Annotated in this window: 12 protein-coding genes; 5 read left to right on the top strand and 7 right to left on the bottom strand. The window is 68.2% G+C overall.

All coding sequences use genetic code 11. The annotated features are described in order from the left end of the window. The first annotated feature begins 132 nt into the window (after nt 1-132). Nucleotides 133-3,636 carry a chromosome segregation protein SMC gene (gene smc / locus ACE3OK_RS09825; protein ID WP_374249362.1) on the top strand — a complete coding sequence of 1,168 codons (3,504 nt, stop codon included), beginning with the start codon at nt 133-135 and terminating at the stop codon, nt 3,634-3,636. Nucleotides 3,637-3,651: 15 nt separating this feature from the next. Continuing rightward, nucleotides 3,652-4,368, top strand: a complete 717-nt coding sequence (gene zipA / locus ACE3OK_RS09820) for a cell division protein ZipA (protein WP_374249361.1) — start codon at nt 3,652-3,654, stop codon at nt 4,366-4,368. 63 nt (nt 4,369-4,431) lie between these two features. Here the strand turns inward: zipA and ACE3OK_RS09815 are convergent, their stop codons facing one another. The 6 genes from ACE3OK_RS09815 to ACE3OK_RS09790 all read right to left on the bottom strand — a co-directional run bounded on the left by ACE3OK_RS09815 (nt 4,432) and on the right by ACE3OK_RS09790 (nt 12,081). Beyond that, complete coding sequence (locus ACE3OK_RS09815) at nt 4,432-6,222, bottom strand: acyl-CoA dehydrogenase C-terminal domain-containing protein (protein ID WP_374249360.1); 1,791 nt, start codon at nt 6,220-6,222, stop codon at nt 4,432-4,434. Nucleotides 6,223-6,322: 100 nt separating this feature from the next. Beyond that, nucleotides 6,323-6,793, bottom strand: coding sequence for a hypothetical protein (locus tag ACE3OK_RS09810; protein ID WP_374249359.1), 471 nt, complete (start codon nt 6,791-6,793; stop codon nt 6,323-6,325). A gap of 8 nt (nt 6,794-6,801) precedes the next feature. Next, complete coding sequence (locus ACE3OK_RS09805; RefSeq protein ID WP_374249358.1) at nt 6,802-6,990, bottom strand: hypothetical protein; 189 nt, start codon at nt 6,988-6,990, stop codon at nt 6,802-6,804. Between the two features lie 118 nt (nt 6,991-7,108). Further along, a complete protein-coding gene (locus ACE3OK_RS09800) occupies nt 7,109-9,199 on the bottom strand; it encodes a M13 family metallopeptidase (protein WP_374249357.1) in 2,091 nt (696 codons plus the stop codon). Nucleotides 9,200-9,289: 90 nt separating this feature from the next. Next, on the bottom strand, nt 9,290-10,696 hold the full coding sequence (locus ACE3OK_RS09795) for a M16 family metallopeptidase (protein WP_374249356.1): 1,407 nt from the start codon (nt 10,694-10,696) through the stop codon (nt 9,290-9,292). Further along, entirely contained in the window at nt 10,693-12,081 is a 1,389-nt protein-coding gene (locus ACE3OK_RS09790; RefSeq protein WP_374249355.1) for a M16 family metallopeptidase, read from the bottom strand. Before ACE3OK_RS09790 ends, ACE3OK_RS09795 begins: the two co-directional genes overlap by 4 nt. Before the next feature lie 112 nt (nt 12,082-12,193). Between ACE3OK_RS09790 and ACE3OK_RS09785 the strand changes: the two genes are divergently transcribed. Further along, a complete protein-coding gene (locus ACE3OK_RS09785; protein WP_374249354.1) occupies nt 12,194-13,567 on the top strand; it encodes an MBL fold metallo-hydrolase RNA specificity domain-containing protein in 1,374 nt (457 codons plus the stop codon). A 152-nt stretch (nt 13,568-13,719) separates the two neighbouring features. Here ACE3OK_RS09785 and trxB read toward each other — a convergent pair whose 3' ends face one another. Then, entirely contained in the window at nt 13,720-14,673 is a 954-nt protein-coding gene (gene trxB / locus ACE3OK_RS09780; RefSeq protein ID WP_374249353.1) for a thioredoxin-disulfide reductase, read from the bottom strand. Between the two features lie 180 nt (nt 14,674-14,853). Here trxB and ACE3OK_RS09775 point away from each other — a divergent pair, with 180 nt between their 5' ends. Further along, nucleotides 14,854-17,226, top strand: a complete 2,373-nt coding sequence (locus ACE3OK_RS09775; protein WP_374249352.1) for a DNA translocase FtsK — start codon at nt 14,854-14,856, stop codon at nt 17,224-17,226. Nucleotides 17,227-17,302: 76 nt separating this feature from the next. Further along, nucleotides 17,303-17,920: an outer membrane lipoprotein chaperone LolA gene (gene lolA, locus ACE3OK_RS09770; RefSeq protein ID WP_374249351.1), complete on the top strand. Its 618-nt coding sequence runs from the start codon at nt 17,303-17,305 to the stop codon at nt 17,918-17,920. Nucleotides 17,921-17,935: the final 15 nt, after the last annotated feature.

The raw sequence follows: 17,935 nt of genomic DNA, 5'->3' as shown, positions 1-17,935 counted from the left end.
CCTCGCTATACTCATCCGCCGGCATCTCGGTGCCGGCTCTTTCCCCTCGTTGATTCAATGGCTTAGGGGTTCCAGACCTTCCACCATCATGGTGCTGCCGATTGGCCGCGCCACAGGTTCCGCGATCGCCGCATGCGCCTTTCCACCATCAAGCTCTCCGGCTTCAAGTCCTTCGTCGATCCCACCACGCTGCACCTGCCGACCAACATGACCGGCGTGGTGGGGCCGAACGGTTGCGGCAAGTCCAACATCATCGATGCGATCCGCTGGGTGATGGGCGAGAGTGCGGCCAGCCGGCTGCGCGGTGATTCACTGACCGACGTGATCTTTTCCGGCAGCAGCGCCCGCAAGCCGGTGTCGCAGGCCAGCGTCGAGTTGATCTTCGACAACAGCGACCACACCATCACCGGCGAGTACGCCGCGTTCAACGAAATCTCGGTCAAGCGCACGGTCAGCCGCGACGGCCAGAGCGGCTACTACCTCAATGGCGGCAAGTGCCGCCGCCGCGACATCACCGACCTGTTCCTGGGTACCGGCCTGGGGCCGCGCAGCTACTCGATCATCGAGCAAGGCATGATCTCGCAGGTCATCGAGGCGAAGCCCGAGGAACTGCGCGTCTACCTGGAGGAAGCGGCGGGCATCTCCAAGTACAAGGAGCGCCGCAAGGAAACCGAAACCCGCATCCGCCACACCCGCGAGAACCTGGACCGCCTGGGTGACTTGCGCGAGGAAGTGGACAAGCAGCTCCAGCACCTGGCGCGGCAAGCGCGGCAGGCCGAGCAGTACACCGCCTTGCAAGACGAGCGCAGGATCAAGGATGCGCAGTGGAAGGCGCTGGAATTCCGCGCGCTGGACAACCGCCTGCAAGGCCTGCGGGAGAAGTTGCTGCGCGAGGAAACCCGGCTGGAGCAGTTGATCGCCGAACAGCGCCACGCCGAAAGCGAGCTGGAAACCGGCCGCGAGCGCCGCGAGGCCGCCAGCGATGCCCTCAACACCGCACAGGCTGCCGTCTACCAGGTGGGCAGCACGCTGGCGCGGGTGGAACAGCAGATCGCCCACCAGCGCGAACTGTCGGTGCGGTTGTTGCGCGCGCGCGACGAGGCACAGGCGGCGCTGGCCGAACTGGGCAGCCACATCAGTGGCGATGCGCAGAAGCTCGACATCCTGCGCGAAGCGGTGGCCGAGGCCGAGCCGCAACTGGAATTGCTGCAGGAAGAAGACCTGCTGCGGCAGGACGCGCTGCACGATGTGGAAGCGCGGCTGGCCGACTGGCAGCAGCGCTGGGACGCGCACAGCCGCGAGCAGGCCGAAGCCTCCCGCGCCGGTGATGTGGAACGCACCCACATCGACCATCTGGACCGGCAGATCCTCGATGCCGACCGCCGCCGCCAGCAATTGCGCGAGGAGCGCGCCGGCCTCGACCTCGACACGCTGGCCGATGCCTTCGAGCAGCTGCAACTGCAACACGAAACCCAAAAGGAATCGCTGGAGTCGATGACCGGCGAGGTCGAGGCCCGCAAGCAGGCCACCGCCGAGGTGCAGGAGCGCCAGCGCGCGGCGCAGTCGGAACTGGCCGAGCTGCGCAAGCAGGCGCAGGCCGCCCGCGGCCGCTTGTCGTCTTTGGAAACCCTGCAGGCCGCCGCGCTGGGGCAGGAAAAGGGCGCGGCCAAGCAGTGGCTGGAAACCCACGGCCTGCACGACGCCGCCCGCGTGGGCGAGCGCCTGCAGGTGGAATCCGGCTGGGAAAACGCGGTCGAGGCCGCGCTGGGCCAGCTCATCGAGGCGGTGATCGTCGAGGCCCCGGAGCAGCTGGTCGATGCGCTGGGCGAACTTGGCGAAGGCCGGCTGGCGCTGGTGGCCGGCGCCACCGACGACACCGCGTACCCCGCCACGTCGCTGGCGGCGAAGGTGCAGGGCCCGCGCGCGATCCGCCGCCTGCTGGCGCGCCTGCACGCCGCCGACACGTTGGCGGATGCCCGCACGCTGCAGGCCACGCTGGGCGAGGGCGACTCCGTCATCACCCGCGGCGGCGAGCGCCTGGGCGACGGCTGGGTGCGCATCGCGCGCTCCGGCGCGGCCAAGCAGGGCGCGCTGCTGCGCGAGAAGGAAATCCAATCGCTGCGCAGCGATATCGAACAGCACCAGCTGCGCGAGCGCGAGCTGGAGGCCGCGCTGACCCAGTTGCGCGATGCGCACCTGGTGGCGGAGCAGCAGCGCGAGGACGCGCAGCGCCAGCTGTACATGGCGCACCGCAACGTGTCCGAACTGGCCGGCCAGCTGCAGAGCCAACAGGGCCGGCTGGAGAATGCACGCAACCGCATCGCCCGCATCGACGCCGAACTGGCGCAGCTGGGCGAGGCGTTGGAAGCCAGCAAGCAGCAGGCGGCCGAAGCCCGCGTCCGCATCGATGATGCCCTGGGCCGGATGGGCAACCTGGAGTCGGCCCGGCAGACGCTGGAGAACGAGCGTCGCTACCTCGCCGACAAACGCGAGGCCGCGCGCACCGCCGCCCGCGAGGCCCGGGATGCCGCGCATGCGCTGGCCCTGAGCCTGGAATCACAGCGCGTGCAGGTGGTGGCGTTGGCGCAGGCGCTGGAGCGCATGGGCGGCCAGCGCGGCCAGCTGGATACGCGACTGGGCGACTTGACCGCACAACTGGCCGAAGGCGATGCGCCGGTGCAGGCGCTGGAGGCCGAACGACAGGTCGCTCTGGAAGAGCGCGTGCGCAGCGAACGCGAACTGGCGCAAGCGCGCTCGCTGCTGGAGGGTATCGACGCCGAGTTGCGACAGTACGAACAGGTGCGTCAGCAGCGCGATGCACAGGCGCTGGAGCAGCGCGAGGCGATCGGCCAGCGCCGGCTGGAGCAGCAGGCGTTGGCGCTGAAGGCCGAGCAATTCAGCGCGGCGGTGACGGATGCCGGCTTCGTGATGGACGACCTGCAATCCACCTTGGAGGAGGGTGCCGACATCGCGGCGTGGGAGCGCGCGGTGGGCGAGCTGGATGCGAAGATGCGCCGGCTCGAGCCGGTGAACCTCGCCGCCATCGCCGAGCATGCCGAAGCCGCGCAGCGCAAGGACTACCTGGACGCGCAGAACACCGACCTCACCGCCGCGCTGGACACGCTGGAGGAGGCGATCCGCAAGATCGACCGCGAAACCCGCGGCCGCTTCAAGGACACTTTCGACCGCGTCAATGCCGGCGTGCAGGAACTCTACCCACGCCTGTTCGGTGGCGGCCACGCCTACCTGGAACTGACCGGCGACGATTTGCTGGATACTGGCGTCACCATCTTCGCGCGGCCGCCCGGCAAGCGCGTGTCCAACATCACCCTGCTGTCCGGCGGCGAGAAGGCGATGACCGCGGTGGCATTGGTGTTCGCGATCTTCCGCCTCAATCCCGCGCCGTTCTGCCTGCTGGACGAAGTGGACGCGCCGCTGGACGAGGCCAACGTGGGGCGCTTCACCGCGATGGTCAGTGAAATGAGCGAGGCGGTGCAGTTCCTGTTCGTGACCCACAACAAGGTGACGATGGAGGCGGCGCGCCAACTGTCCGGCGTCACCATGCGCGAGCCGGGCGTGTCGCGCCTGGTGTCCGTGGACCTGGCCGAAGCCGCACGCCTGGCCGGGGCCGCCTGATTGGAGAATGGATTGATGTCGGACATGACCCTGCTCCGGATCGGCATCGCGCTGGCGATGTCCTTGCTGTTGGGCGCGATCATCTTTTTCGGCCGCAGCCGCAAGGACGGACAGGGGCGGCGCGTGCCGCGCAGCGAGCCGGCGTCCGGGCCGGGCCGCATGGAGCCGTCGGCATCGCCCGACGATGACGGCATGCAGGCCGACTCCGATATCCGGGACACGTTGCCGTCGTCGCCGCAGGCGCGCGCGCGCCCGGCGCTGGGCATGCGCCCCAGCGACAAGTTCGACCGCATCGTCACCCTGTACGTGGCGGCCAAGGAGGGCAGCCGGCTGCGGGGCCCGGACATCGTGGTGGCGGCGGAAAAAGCCGGCCTGACCTTCGGCTACATGGATGTCTTCCACCGGCTGGTGGACGGGCGTCCGGAAGCGGGGCCGATCTTCAGCGTGGCCAATATCGTCAGGCCCGGCAGCTTCGACATGGCGACCATCGCCGAGCTGGAAACCCCGGCGCTGGCATTTTTCCTCACCCTGCCGGCACCGGTGCCGGCGCTGGACGCCTGGGACACCATGGGGCCGGCCGCGCAGCGCATGGCCGACCTGCTGGATGGCGTGGTGCTGGACGAGGAGCGCAGTGCGCTGGGGCGGCAACGCATCCAGCACATCCGCGAGGAGCTGCGCGGCTACGACCGCCAGAACGCCGCGCCGCCGTTGGGCAAGACCTCGCGCTGGTAATGCGTGGTGCAATCGATGGCCGGGCTCCCGGCCCGGCCATCGCAACGGCGTTTCAGCCGCCCGTCAAGCGCCGAATGCCGCGTCCGGCATCGCCATCAGCGAGCCTGCACCGGCTTCGATGGCGGCCTTGTGCGCCAGCGTGCGCGGCAGGATGCGGGCGAAGTAGAAGCGGGCGGTGTCGCGCTTGGCGTCCTTGAACGCCTGCGGGCGGTCGGAGGCGTTGGCGGCGGCGACACTGCGTGCCCACCAGTAGGCCAGCACCACGTAGCCCGAGTAGAACAGGTAGTCGGTGCTGGCCGCGCCCAGCTCGTCCGGGTTGCCGGCGGCGCGGGTCAGCGTCTCGATGGTGAGCTTGCCCCATTCCTTGCACTTGGCCGCCAGCGGCGCGAGGAACTCGGCCAGCGCGGCGTCGCCTTCGTGCTGCCTGGCGAAGGCTTCCACTTCGGCGATGAACAGCTTCAGCCCCGCGCCCTGCGTGGCCGCGGTCTTGCGGCCGATCAGGTCCAGCGACTGGATGCCGGTGGTGCCTTCGTACAGGGTGGTGATGCGTGCATCGCGGGCGTATTGCTCCATGCCGTGCTCCTTGATGTAGCCGTGGCCACCGAAGCATTGCAGGGCGTTGTAGGTGTTTTCGATGCTCCATTCGGTCAGGCAGGCCTTGGAGATCGGGGTAAGGAAGCTGACCAGGGTGTGCGCCCGTTCGCGCGCGGCCGGGTCCTGCGCCTTCTCCGCCACGTCGAGCAGCGAGTAGGCGTGCAGCGACAGCAAGCGGCCGCCTTCCACCAACGCTTTCTGGCTCAGCAGCATGCGCCGCACGTCGGGCTGCACCAGCAGCGGGTCGGCCGGCTTGTCGGGCTGCTTGGGGCCGGTCAGCGAGCGCGATTGCAGGCGTTCACGCGCGTAGCGCAGCGCGTTCTGGTAGGCGCGCTCGGACAGCCCCAGGCCCTGCACGCCCACGCCCAGGCGGGCCGAGTTCATCATCACGAACATCGCCTGCAAGCCCTTGTGCGGCTCGCCCAGCAGATAGCCTTCGGCACCATCGAAGTTCATCACGCAGGTGGCAGACCCATGGATGCCCATCTTGTGTTCAATCGCGCCGCAGCGCACCGCGTTGCGTTCGCCCACGCTGCCGTCGCGCGCCACCTTGAACTTCGGCACCACGAACAGCGAGATACCCTTGGCGCCGGGCGGCGCGTCCGGCAGCTTGGCCAGCACCAGGTGGACGATGTTCGGGACGAGGTCGTGTTCGCCGGCGGTGATGAAGATCTTGGTGCCGGTGATCGCGTACTTGCCGTCGGCGACGGGCTCGGCACGGGTCTTGAGCAGGCCGAGGTCGGTGCCGCAGTGCGGTTCGGTCAGGCACATGGTGCCGGTCCAGCGGCCCGCCACCAGCGGCTCCAGGAACACCGTCTTCTGCCAGTCCTCGCCGTAGGTCTCCAGCGCCTTCACCGCGCCGTGGCTGAGCATCGGGAAGTTGCCCCAGGCCAGGTTGGCGGCATCCACCAGCTCCGTCATCACCCCACCCAGCAGCGCCGGCATGCCCTGGCCGCCGTGCTCGGGCGCGTTGGTCAGGCCGGTCCAACCGCCTTCCACGAACGTATCGAACGCCTGCTTGAAGCCCGGTGGCGGGGTGACGCTGCCGGTGGCCTTGTCGAAGCTGCAACCGATGTCGTCGCCGATCTTGTTGAGCGGGGCCAGCACGGTTTCCGCGAAGCGCGCGGCCTCGTCCAGCACGGCGTCGGCCAGCTCGCGGTTGACCTCGGCAAAGCCGAGTGTTTCGAAGTGCGCTTCGGCGCCAAGGACGTCGTACAGGGCGAAGCGGAGGTCGTCGAGGGGGGCTTTGTAGGTGCTCATGCGCGCGCATCCGGGCAGGGACGGGCCGACCATCGGCCCGCGGAGGGTTTCAGCATACGACTGCGTATGTTGAGCGAAAGCTCTAGCGTCGGCAATGCCCTCAGCGCAGCGCCCCGGGCAGCCCGGGCACCGGCGACAGCGCGCTCTCGCGCTGGATGTCCCAGGATTTCTGCTGACGGTCCTGCGGGGTGGCGACGATGCTGCCGCGCAGGGTGTAGGACAGGCCGTGGCCGTCGGCCAGCGCGGCGGCGATGCGGGCACGACCGGCAGGCAGCGGAGCCACGGTGGCGTTGACCACATCGGCCGATTCCGGGCCGATGTCCAGGGCCGGCTGCACCTCCAGCCGTGCCGCCGCGCCGTTGTCGAAGTGGATGTCCAGCGCGGCCTTGTCGAAACGCATGGCCATGCTGCTGTAGTTCTGCAGGCGCAGTTGCACGTCCCACTGGCCGTCGGCGCGCACGGTGAGTTGCTGGATGCTGGCGGCCGGTTCCGACACCCTGCGCACCGGGCCGCTGCCGCAACCGGCCAGCAGCAGCGCCAACAGCCCCAGGCCGGCCAGCCGTGCGGTCACCCCGCGCATCAGTAGCCCGGCTCGCTGCTGCTCACCGGCAGCTCGCGGATGTACAGGTCCTTGGCGGTGATGAAGGCCTCGGCATAGCGGTAGGCCTCGCGTCCCAGGGCGATGCGCGCGGCGTCGTCCTGCGGCGTGTCGCGGTGGGCACCGACCAGTTGCGTGTACAAGGTCAGGGCGATGTCGTGGATGTCCATGGCGTGGCTCCCGCAGGTTGAAGCGCGAACATACACCCGTCGCGCATGGGCCGGAACCCATCCGGCAACGACAAGGCCCGGTTGCCCGGGCCTTGTCGAGGTACCGATGCCGGCTGGCTTACCAGATGACCACCTGGTGCTCCGCGTCGCGCACCATCGCGTCGCCGGGCTTGCAGCCGAACGCCTGCGCGAACGCCGGCATGTTGCTGGGGGCACCGATGGCGCGGAACTGCGCCGGGGCGTGCGGGTCGGTGTTCAGACGCACCTTGGCTTCGTCCGGGGTGAAGTTGCGACGCCACACGGTGGCCCAGTTGAAGAAGAAGCGCTGGTTCTCGGTGTAGCCGTCGATCTTGTCGTCGCCGGTCTTGCTGGCTTCCTTCAACGCCTTCTGATAGGCATCCCACGACACGTTCAGGCCGCCCAGGTCGGCGATGTTCTCGCCCAGCGTCAGCGCGCCCTTGACGTGGATGCCGTCGATCGCCACGTACTCGTCGAACTGCTTGACCAGCCGCGCGGTACGGGACTGGAAGCCGTCCATGTCGGCCTTCGTCCACCAGTTGTTGAAATTGCCCTGGGCGTCGAACTGGCTGCCCTGGTCGTCGTAGCCGTGCAGCATTTCGTGGCCGATCACCGCACCGATGCCGCCGTAGTTCAGGGCCGGGTCGGCCTTGGGATCGAAGAACGGCGGCTGCAGGATGGCGGCCGGGAACACGATCTCGTTCATCAGCGGGTTGTAGTAGGCGTTCACCGTCTGCGGGGTCATGCCCCACTCGCTGCGGTCCACCGGCTTGCCGATCTTGCCCATGTCGAAGTCATGGTTGAACTTCGCCGCCGCCATCACGTTCTGCACGTAGTTGCCGCGTGCGGTGGCCAGCCCGGCCCAGCTGCGCCACTTGTCGGGGTAGCCGATCTTGGGCGTGAAGCTGGCCCACTTCTCCATCGCCTTCTTCTTGGTTTCCGGGCTCATCCATTCGAGGTGTTCGATGCGCGCCTTCAGGGCTTCCCGCAGGTTGTCCACCAGCATCTGCATCTGCGCCTTGGATTCGGCGGGGAAATACTGCTGCACGTACAACTGGCCCAGCGCTTCGCCGGCGGAGCCTTCCACGGTGCCCAGCACGCGCTTCCAGCGCGGCTTCTGCTCCTTCTGGCCGCGCAGGGTGCGGGCGTAGAAATCGAAGCGTTCGTCGTTGAACTTGTTGGCCAGGAACGGTGCCATGCCGTCGATCGCGCTGATGCGCAGGTAGGCCTGCCATTGCGTCGCCGGGACGTCGGCCAGCATCTTGTCGAACTCGGCGAAGAACTGCGGCTGCGACAGCGAGAAGCCCTCCGCCTTGACCCCGTTGGCCTTGAAGAACGCCGACCAGCTGAAGTGCGGCGATGCCTTGTCGGCGTCGGCCATGCTCACGTAGTGGTACTGGTTGTTCGGGTCACGCAGTTCGATCGGCGACAGCGAGGCCTTGGCCAGCCGGGTTTCGAAGGCCAGCACGTCGGCGGCCTGCGTGTCGGCGGCGGCGGCGGCCACGCCGGCATTCTGCAACTGCCGGGACACATGCTTGACGAAGGCCTCGCGAATGGCCTTGTACTTGCCGTCCGGGCCGTCTTCCAGATAGTAGGCCTTCTCCGGCAGCGACAGCCCGCCCTGCATGGCGTAGCCGATCTTCATCGCCGAGTTCTTGAAATCCGCCTCGGCGCCGAAGCCGAACACCTCGCCGCGGCCGGCGGCGAATTCGTCGCGCAGGTACTGGGCGATGTCGGCCGGGGTCTTCAGCGCGGCGATGCGGCCCAGCATCGGCTGGATCGGGGTGATGCCGGCGGCCTCGATGGTGGCTTCGTCCATGCCGCTGGCGTAGATGTCGCCGATCAGCTTCTCGATGCCGGTGGCGCCCTGCTTGGCGGCGGCGGCCTCGGCGATGTTGCGGCTGGCCGCCTGCGAGCGCTCGTCGAGCATCTCGAAGCTGCCCCAGGTGGTCTTGTCGGCCGGCACCGGGTTGGCCGCCAGCCACTTGCTGTTGACGAAATCGGCCAGGTTGGTGCACACGTTCTTGCTGGCATCGAGGTCGGCCACGTTGAAGACGGCCAGCGGCGGCAGTGCGGATTTCACGGCGGCAGCCTCCGGCTTGGCGGCGGCGGTCGCTTGCTCCGGCTTGTGGCAGCCGGCAAGGGCGGCGGTGACGGCAAGCGACAGCAGCAGACGATTGGGGAGTTTCACGGGGATGGGCTCTGGCAATGCGGAAGCGGGAAGGGTAACGCGGCAGCGGCGTTGCGGCAGGTGCCGGTTGTCATGGGGGGGCGAGGGGGGTCAGGGCGTGAACCGCGGGGCGGACAATGCCATTTCGGTGACCGGGCCGTAGCGTTTCATCAGGGTGCGGATCCTGGCGGCATCGCCGATCACCACGATGGCCAGGTCCTGGCTGCCGGGAAACACCGTGCGCGCCGCGGCCACCTGCGCCGGGGTAGCGGCGGTCACTTCGTCCAGGTAGCCGTCGATGTGGTTGCGGCCTTCACCGTACACCTGCAACCAGGCGATGGCATTGGCCAGTTGCGGCGCGGTTTCCAGCTTCGGCGCGAATTGCCCGGCGATGTAGTGCTTCGCCGAGGCCAGCGTATCCGCGTCCAGCCCGTCCTTGTGCAGGCGGTCGAGGGTGGCGATGGCCAGGTCCATGGCCGCCTGGGTGGTTTCGGTCTTGGTATAGCTGGTGATGGCCACGTCCCCCGGCAGGCGCATGCGGCCGATGGCCGAATTGGCACCGTAGGTAAGGCCCGATTTCACCCGCAATTCGCTGTTGAGCATGGAGGTGAAGCGCCCGCCGAACGCGGTCTGCACCAGGTCCTGCGCGGCGCGGGCCGGGTCGTCACGGGTGGGGCCGATGTTGGCGAAGGTGAAATAGGTCTGGGTGGCCCCGGGCTTGTCCACCAGCAACACGCGGCGGCCGTGTTCGCGGGCCAGCGCGGTGACCTGCGGCAGCGCGCCGCCGGCCTTGGCCCAGCCGCCGAATGCCTCGCGTACTTGCACGGCCACGCTGGCCGGGTCGAAATCGCCGGCAATGGCGATGACCAGGCGGTCGCCCCCCAGCTGCTGCTGGCGGAATGCCTGCAAGTCCGCCAGGGTGATGCGCGCCAGGCTGGTTTCGTCGCCGCCGGTGGGACGCCCGTACGGGTGGTTGCGGAACAGCCAGGCATCGGAATACAGCTCGATCAGGCGGCGGGGGTCGGAATCCTTGGCGGTGGCAATGCCGGCAATGGCGTGCTTGCGCAACTTGTCGAATTCGCCGGCATCCATCGCCGGGCGCAGCAGCGCGTCGGCCAGCAACGACAGCATCAGGCCGGTATCCCGCGACAGGAATTGCGCGCTGCCCACCAGTGCTTCCGCCGCGCTGGAGAAATTCAGGCTGCCGCCGGCACCATCCACGGCTTGCGCAAATGCCAGCGCATCGCGGCTGCCGGCGCCCTTCGCCAGCAAGTCGGCCAGCAGGTCGGACGTGCCTTCCTTGCCGGCCGGGTCGGCCAGCGCACCGCCACGCACCAGCACCGTGGCGGCCACCAGCGGGACGTCGTGGCGCGGAATCAGGATCACGGTGGCGCCGTTGTCCAGCCGCAGGGTCTGGAAATCAGGCAGTTTCACCGCCTGTGCCGCGGCCGGCGGCGCCAGCACCATGGCCAGCAGGAAAGCGGCCAGGGCCGCGAACAGGGTATGCAACCGGCTCATCGGGTGGCCTCCTCGTGGGCGGTGGCGGCCACCGGCTGGACCAGCCCGGTGGTGCGGTTCTGCTTGCGCAGGATGGATTTGGCAAGGGCCTGCACGTCGGCGGCGGTGACCGCCTCGAATGCGGCCGGGGCCGCGAACGCCTTGCGGTAGTCGCCATGGAACACCGCGTATTCGCCCAGCAATTGCGCCTTGCCGTTGATCGTGGCCATCTGCTGCCAGAACCCGGCCAGTTGCAGGTTGCGGGCCTTGGTCAGTTCGGCGGCGCTCACGCCATCGCGGGCGATGCGCGCCAGTTCGTCGTCCAGCACGGTTTCCACCTTGGCCAGATCGCCACCCGGGGGCAGCATCGCGTACACCCACAGCAGGCCGGGGTCGAAGCCGGCTTCGGCGAACGCGCCGGCGGCCACCGCCAGCTGTTCGCGTTCCACCAGCCGCTGGTGCAGGCGCGAGGAGTCGCCTTCGGCCAGGATGCTGGTCAGCAGTTCCAGCGCCGGATACTGCGGGCTGCCGGCACCGATGCCGCTGTGGAAGGCGTAGGCGAGGATCGGCGACTGCGCGTCCGCGCGTTCCACCACCACCCGGCGCTCGCCCAGCTGTTCCGGTTCGACGGTGGTGACGGCCGGGGGGGCAGCCTGTTGCGGCAAGGGGGCCAGGTATTGGTCGGCCAGTTGCAACACCTGCGCGGGCTCGACGTCGCCGGCAATCACCAGCACCGCGTTGTTGGGGGCGTAATAGGTCTTGAAGAACGCCTTGAGGTCATCGCTCTTCCAGCGCTCGATGTCGCTGGGCCAGCCGATGGTGGGGATATGGTAGGGATGGGCCAGCCACGCGGTGGCCTGCATCTGCTCCATCAGCGTGCCCATGTTGTCGTTGTCCACGCTGGAACGCCGCTCGCTGTAGACCACCTCGCGCTCGCTTTCCACCACCTTCGGGTCGAAGGCGAGGTGCGCCATGCGGTCGCCTTCGAGATCGAAGATGGTCTCCAGCGCGCTGGACGGGAACCAGTCGGTGTAGATGGTCAGGTCATTGCTGGTGCTGGCATTGTTGCTGCCGCCGGCGGCTTCCATGGTGCGGTCGAACTCGCCCGGCTTCCGGCGCGTGGTGCCGTTGAACATCATGTGTTCGAAGAAATGCGCCAGCCCGGTGATGCCGGGGCGCTCGTTGCGGCTGCCGACCTTGTAGAAGGTGTAGTAGTTGGCATTCGGGATGTCGTGGTCGGGCCAGACGATGAGCGTCAGGCCGTTGGCCAGGGTCTTGCTGACGATGGCCTCGCTGCCGGGGACCTGGGCGGCGGGTGCTGGCGTTGCGGGGGCAGGCTGGGCCGCATGGGCGATGCTGGAGGCAAGGCCCAGCGCGAGCGTGCAGGCAAGGGATGACAGGCGCATGGGGAAATCCGGAGTTGAACCGCGCCAGCATGCCGAACCGTGACCGGGTTCGCCATCTGCCGGAAGTCGTGGGGCTGCGGTACGCTGGCCCCGGATCTCAGGGAGAGTACGCATGCGAGTGGAGTTTCATGGCGCGGCAGGTGAAGTCACCGGTTCGATGCATCTGGTGGAAGCGGCAGGCAAGCGCATCCTGATCGATTGCGGGATGGTGCAGGGCAGCCCCGAGGCGGAGGCGCGCAATTTCGCGCCGTTCCCGTTCGATGCCGCCGGGATCGATGCGCTGGTGCTCAGCCACGCCCACATCGACCATGTGGGGCGGGTGCCGCGGCTGATGCTGGCCGGCTTCGACGGGCCCATCCATGCCCAGGCCGCCACCGCCGACCTCCTGCCGATCATGCTGCTGGACGCGGCCTCGTTGCAGGAAAACGATGCGGACCGCAGCAACCGCAAGCGCAAGCCTGGCCAGCCCAAGGCGCACCCCCTGTATACCCGTGGCGACGTGCGCAACGTGCTGCAGCAAGTGCGCCCGCATCCCTACGACCACCGCGTGACCTTGTTCGAAGGCGTGGAGCTGGTGTTCCGCGATGCCGGCCACATCCTTGGTTCGTCGATCCTCGAGCTGTGGGCCGACGGCCGCAAACTGGTGTTTTCCGGCGATCTCGGCATGCGCAACGCCCCGATCCTGCGTGACCCGGCGGTGGTGCGCACCGCCGACCTGCTGCTGATGGAGTCCACCTACGGCAACCGCAACCACCGCGAGCGCGATGCCACCGTGCGCGAATTGGGCGAGATCCTCGATGCGGCCTGGCGCGAGAGCGGCAACGTGCTGATCCCGGCGTTCGCCGTGGGGCGCACCCAGGAGCTGCTGTACTGGTTCGCCCGCCACTGGAACGACTGGGACATGTCGCGTTGGCGGATCTTCCTGGACAGCCCGATGGCCTCGAAGGTGGTGCAGGTGTACGACCACCACCACGCCCTGTTCGACGCCGAGGCGCGGGAAGTCTGGCGCGGCACGCCCAACCCGTTCCGGCTGCCCAACCTGCGCGTCACCGAAACCGCCGAAGAGTCGATGGCGATCAACCGCATCCACGGCGGGGCAATAGTGATAGCCGGCAACGGCATGGCCAGCGGCGGCCGCATCCTCCACCACATGCGCCAGTGCCTGCCCAAGCGGCAGACCCGGATGGTGTTCGTCGGCTACCAGGCCGAAGGCACCCTCGGCCGGCGGTTGGTCGACGGCGCGCGCTGGGTACGCATCCACGGCCACGACGTGCGCGTCAACGCCCATCGCCACACCGTGGGCGGCCTGTCCGCGCACGCGGACCAGCAGGCGCTGCTGGAATGGTATGCCGGCTTCGATCCGCCGCCGCCGCTGGCGCTGGTGCATGGCGAAGACCTGGCGCGCGAAGCGCTGGCCGGCGAAATCCACGAACGCCACGGCGTGCAGGCGGTGCTGGCGCGACCGGGAATGGCGTTGGATGTGTGATGGGCGGCGCGCGGGTTTTCGGTTGATCCAGGGGCGGGGCCGGCGTCCCCGGCTGTCGCCAGGACGGGGTCAAGCCGGCCGTGGCGGCCGGCCGGGTACAGAATCCTCACGCCGCAGCCACCCCCGGAAAGGCGACCGGGGGGGATGCCCCCTCAATGCCCTTCGTCGAGGAATTTCTCCGCGTCCAGCGCCGCCATGCAGCCGAAGCCGGCCGAGGTGATGGCCTGGCGGTACACCTGGTCGGCCACGTCGCCGGCCGCGAACACGCCGGGGATGCTGGTCTGGGTGGCGTTGCCGTCGAGGCCGGTCTGGATCTTCAGGTAGCCGTTCTTCATCTCCAACTGGCCCTTGAACAGCTCGGTGTTGGGGCTGTGGCCGATGGCGACGAAGAAGCCCTGCACGTCGATGTCGCGGGTGCTGCCGTCCTGCACCGACTTCAGGCGCATGCCGGTCACGCCGCCGTCGTTGCCCAGCACTTCGTCCACGGTGTGGTGCCAGACGGTTTCGATCTTGCCAGCGGCGACCTTGGCGAACAGCTTGTCCTGCATGATCTTCTCGGCGCGCAGGGTGTCGCGGCGGTGCACCAGGTAGACCTTGCGGGCGATGTTGGACAGGTACAGCGCCTCCTCGACTGCGGTGTTGCCACCGCCGATCACCGCCACGTCCTGGTCCTTGTAGAAGAACCCGTCGCAGGTGGCGCAGGCGGACACGCCGCGGCCCTTGAACGCTTCTTCGGACGGAATGCCCAGGTACCTGGCGGTGGCACCGGTGGCGATGATGAGGGCGTCGCAGGTGTACTCGCCGGAATCGCCCACCAGCCGGAACGGCCGTCGGGAAAGATCGGCGGTGTGGATGTGGTCGAACACCACCTCGGTGTCGAAGCGCTCGGCGTGCGCCTGCAGGCGCGCCATCAGGTCCGGGCCCATCAGGCCGTGGGCGTCGCCCGGCCAGTTGTCCACCTCGGTGGTGGTCATCAGCTGGCCGCCCATCTGCATCCCGGTGATGACCACCGGCTTGAGGTTGGCGCGGGCGGCGTAGACGGCGGCGGTCCAGCCGGCGGGGCCGGAACCGAGGATGAGCAGACGGATGTGGCGGGATTGGGTCATGGCGAGGCTGGATGTCCGTGAGCGCGCAAGAGCTTCACAGCTTGGCGGCGGCAACGCCGGCTTGCAAGCGCCTGCGCCTGCAACACTGTTGGCCGCTGGCGTGCACCCAAGGTGCAACGAAACGGGCATGTTTGACGTATTATCAAAGACCTGTGGGAAATTCCTGAGGTCTGATCGCAGGTGGCGAAAGCGGCATCCGAGGCTGGCAAGGCTGGCCGGAAAGCGGCATCCAGAACAACGGCAACCGGCGCGGGCAATCCGCGGCGGCAGCGGTTGTGGCGCGATCTTGCCCTCATCGTGATTGCACCGCTGCTGCTGTACCTGATGGCATGCCTGTTCACCTATTCCCCGGCCGATCCGGGCTGGGACCACGGCGCCAGCCTGTTGACGCCGGTGCACAACCTGGGCGGCATCGCCGGGGCGTGGATCGCCAGTTTCCTGCTGTTCCTCACCGGTTACGTGGCGTTCCTGTTGCCGCTGGTGCTGGGGGCGATTGCGTGGATTGCATTGTTCGGCATGGATGTGGATGGCGATGGCCAGGCCGATCTCGGGCCGGCGTTGCGGCTGGTGGGCATTGTCGGCTTCCTGGTGGCGACCTGCGGCCTGCTGTACCTGCGCGGGTTGGCCGCGAACGATTTTTCCGCCGGCCCCGGCGGCATCCTCGGCACCCTGGCCGGGCGCTCCCTGCTGCGCGGTTTCGGCCCGCTGGGCTCCAACCTGTTCCTGCTCAGCCTGTTCCTGATTTCGGTCACGCTGGCCACCGGGCTGTCGTGGCTGGCGGTGATGGACCGCATCGGAGGCTGGGCACTGGCGTTGCCGGGGCTGCTCAACCGCGGTGCGCGGCAGGGCGTGAAGCAGGCCAGTGAATGGAACGAGGCGCGTGCGCTGCGCGAGGAACGTGAAGTGGCGCGCAAGGCCGACAGCGAGATCCGCCTGCGCCGCGAGAAGGTCAAGATCGAGCCGCCGGCCGCGCCTGCGGTGGAAAAAAGCGAGCGCGCCAAGCGCGAGCAGCAGATCCCGCTGTTCCACGCCGACGACGGCACCGGCATCCCGCCGCTGGCCCTGCTGGACGACCCCAAGCCGCAGCCCAAGGGCTACGACGCGCAGACGCTGGAAACGCTGTCGCGGCAGATCGAGTTCAAGCTCAAGGACTTCCGCATCGACGCCGAAGTCGTCGGTGCCTATCCGGGCCCGGTGATCACCCGCTTCGAGGTGCAGCCGGCGCCGGGCGTGAAGGTCAGCCAGATTTCCTCGCTGGACAAGGACATCGCCCGCGGCCTGTCGGTGAAGTCGGTGCGCGTGGTGGACGTGATCCCGGGCAAGTCGGTGATCGGCCTGGAAACGCCGAACACCCACCGCGAGATGATCTACCTCAGCGAGTTGCTGCGGTCGAAGGAATACGACAAGGCCGGCAGCCCGCTGACGCTGGCGCTGGGCAAGGACATCGCCGGCAAGCCCATCGTCGCGGACCTGGCGCGCATGCCGCACCTGCTGGTAGCCGGCACCACGGGTTCGGGCAAGTCGGTGGCGGTCAACGCCATGGTGCTGTCGCTGCTCTACAAGGCCTCCGCCAAGGACGTGCGGATGCTGATGATCGACCCGAAGATGCTGGAGCTGTCGGTCTACCAGGGCATCCCGCACCTGCTGGCGCCGGTGGTCACCGACATGAAGGAGGCCGCCAACGGCCTGCGCTGGTGCGTGGCGGAGATGGAGCGCCGCTACAAGCTGATGAGCGCGGTGGGCGTGCGCAACCTGGCCGGCTTCAACAAGAAGGTGAAGGACGCCGCCGACGCCGGCCAGCCGCTGCTGGACCCGCTGTTCAAGCCCACCCCGGGCATGGACGAGGCGCCGCCGACGCTGGAGCCGCTGCCGTTCATCGTCGTGTTCATCGACGAATTCGCCGACATGATGATGATCGTCGGCAAGAAGGTCGAAGAACTCATCGCGCGGCTGGCGCAGAAGGCGCGCGCCGCCGGCGTGCACCTGATCCTGGCCACCCAGCGCCCGTCGGTGGACGTGATCACCGGCCTGATCAAGGCCAACATCCCCACCCGCATCGCCTTCCAGGTGTCCAGCAAGATCGACTCCCGCACCATCCTCGACCAGAGCGGCGCGGAAACCCTGCTGGGTCACGGCGACATGCTCTACCTGCCGCCGGGCACGGCGATGCCGGAGCGCGTGCACGGCGCGTTCGTGTCCGACGAGGAAGTGCACCGCGTGGTCGAGCACCTGAAGCAGGTCGGCGGCCCCGACTACATCGACGGCGTGCTGGAAGAGTCGCAGACCCTGTACGACGGCAGCAGCGTGGGCGCGAACGGCCTCCCCGAAGCGGCCGGCAGCGACGACCCCGAGGCCGATCCGCTGTACGACCAGGCGGTACAGATCGTCACCGAAACCCGTCGTGCGTCGATCTCCGGCGTGCAGCGGCGCTTGAAGATCGGCTACAACCGCGCCGCGCGCCTGATCGAGGCGATGGAAGCGGTCGGCATCGTCAGCACGCCCGAGCACAACGGCGACCGCAGCGTGCTGGCACCGCCGCCGCCGCGCGGCTGAGACGCGCCGGGCCGCTGCACCTCTCATTCAGCCAATGCCCGACACACTTGCCTGCGACACCGCAGGAGAACCCCGCATGAAACTCGCCACCACGGCCCTGGCCACCCTGTTGCTGCTGACCGCCCATGCCGCCCATGCCGGCGCACGCGATGCGCTGGCCGTGTTCACCCGCGACCTGAAGGGGTTGGACGGGCAATTCACCCAGCAGGTGTTCGACAGCCGCGGCAAGCAGAAGGAAAGCAGCAGCGGCCGGGTGGCGGTGGCGGTACCACGCCTGTTCCGTTGGGAATACGTCAAGCCTTACCCGCAATTGATCGTGGCCGATGGCAAGCAGGTCTGGGTGTACGAGCCGGACCTCAAGCAGGTAAGCCGGCGTGCGCAGGGCGCGGAAGAAGCCAACAGCCCGCTGGCGTTGTTGCTGGAGCCGGCCAAGCTGGATCGCGATTTCGTGGTCAAGGACGCCACCGCGCAAGCGGGTACCGAGTGGCTGGACATCGCACCGCGTTCCACGGAAGCGGCATTCAAGACCGCACGACTGGGGTTCAGGCAGGGGCAGTTGGTGCAGTTGGAATACGTGGATGCGCTGGGCCAGCGCACCGTGATTGCATTCACCGGCTGGAAGCGCAACCCGGCGTTCGCCCAGGGTACGTTCACCTACGTCCCGGCCAAGGGCGTGGACGTGATCGGCAACTGAGCCTGCCGTCGCAGG

Origin of the sequence: Thermomonas sp. (genome assembly GCF_041905325.1) — a bacterium.
In the GTDB taxonomy this organism is placed as follows: domain Bacteria; phylum Pseudomonadota; class Gammaproteobacteria; order Xanthomonadales; family Xanthomonadaceae; genus Thermomonas.
Note: the sequence above shows the minus strand (reverse complement) of the source record. Positions and strands in the feature narration are given on the sequence as shown.